Source organism: Candidatus Nebulibacter yamunensis (genome assembly GCF_024208055.1).
In the GTDB taxonomy this organism is placed as follows: domain Bacteria; phylum Pseudomonadota; class Gammaproteobacteria; order Francisellales; family Francisellaceae; genus Caedibacter; species Caedibacter lacustris.
In genome coordinates this window covers 1-1,364 of sequence record NZ_JAMBMW010000051.1, presented here as the reverse complement: position 1 = coordinate 1,364, position 1,364 = coordinate 1, and the positions used below count along the sequence as shown (strand labels likewise).

2 protein-coding genes are annotated in these 1,364 nt (G+C 61.5%); one reads left to right on the top strand and one right to left on the bottom strand.

The window, feature by feature from the left end:
- Positions 1-27: 27 nt before the first annotated feature.
- Positions 28-726 (bottom strand): acylneuraminate cytidylyltransferase family protein, encoded by a 699-nt coding sequence (locus M1V25_RS10205; RefSeq protein ID WP_498843213.1) that lies wholly within the window; start codon positions 724-726, stop codon positions 28-30.
- A 445-nt stretch (positions 727-1,171) separates the two neighbouring features.
- Here M1V25_RS10205 and M1V25_RS10200 point away from each other — a divergent pair.
- Positions 1,172-1,364 (top strand): PIN domain-containing protein (locus tag M1V25_RS10200; RefSeq protein WP_498843212.1); only part of this gene is annotated, 193 nt, incomplete at its 3' end.

Below are 1,364 nucleotides of genomic sequence, written 5' to 3'. Positions count from 1 at the left end.
GGGCCGCACCGCAAAGCGGGCAGGAATTCATCGTTGGAAAAAAGTCAAAAGAGCCTCCACGATTTCGAGATCCTCGGGTTCGTCAATATCGAACGACTCCCGCCGCGCCATCGGGAAGGCATAGGTCCAGTCGGAGTACAGTCGGCTGGAGTCGAGCAGCGAGGGACGCAGAACCAAAATCGCCGGACCATTTCGCGCGAAAAACCGGGGCTTTTCCTGCCGCCGCACCGCCTGGGCAAATTCCGGAAACGCCGCCGCCACCTGACCGTCAGCACCGACGGTCAGCAGGCTGCCCGGCGTGCAGTTGTGCGGCACCTCGACCACACTCACCACACTGTCGGCCTCGCGGGAGCGGAAAAGTTCCACCGCCGCCGCCACCGCCGCCGGAGGGCGCACCGGCGAGGTCGGCTGGAGCAAAACCAACGCCTCCGGCTCCCCGCCATTCTCCCGCAGCCAGCCCAGAGCATGCTGCAAGACCGCGATCATCGGCGTGTCGTCCCGGGAAAACTCCGCCGGACGCAAAAAAGGAACCTCCGCACCCACTCCGGCCGCACAGTCCGCAATCTCCGCGCTATCCGTGGAAACCAGCACCCGGGCAATCGCCGGCACCGCCAGAGCGCAGGAAATGGAATGCGCAATCAGCGGACGCCCCGCGATGGGCACCAGGTTTTTCCCCGGGATTCCCTTGGAACCCCCGCGGGCCGGAATGATGGCTGTGATGGACATGAGTTAAACGGAGTTTTTGTTCTATCCCGGGCGCCGTGGAGGAGCGAGGGTGACGTTTGGCCACACCAAGACCATTACGGAAAGGTCCCGGCCGACGCCAACTATGATGTGTCGACCTTCAGTAATCACAAATTCGCAGCTCTGCTAGACCACCTGTTGACGCCCAGAATGTTATGGTATGTTGTTACCACATGCCAGCCATGACCCATCGAACGTCTTTTGCTCTGGACCAACTTACAGCCAGGCGGCTCAAACGATTGTCGGCGCGGTGGAACGTCTCGCAAGCCGAGGTTGTGCGCCGCTCGGTGGAAATGGCGGAAAAAATGGCCCAGCCTCTCAAGCCCGATCCCCTGACGATGTTGCGCTGCCTCCATGAGAATGGCGGCGGACTCCGTTCCGACCAAGCGGACGCGTGGATCGCCGAAATCCGGGAGGACCGCCAAAATTGGCGCGCCTCATGATCTGCCTCGATACAAATTACCTTATCAAAGGCCTGGAATCCGGGTCAGCGGAAGCAGCTCAGTTGAGCGCCTGGTACCAGGCTGCCGAGCCTCTAATGACTCCGATGCCGGCCTGGTACGAATTTATCTGCGGTCCCCTCACCCCCGAGCAGGAAGCGACAATGCGCGCCTTCCTCT

Bases quoted from the DNA above. Each gene is read 5' to 3' on its own strand.
- M1V25_RS10205 (WP_498843213.1), bottom strand. From the start codon at position 726: ATGTCCATCACAGCCATCATTCCGGCCCGCGGGGGTTCCAAGGGAATC.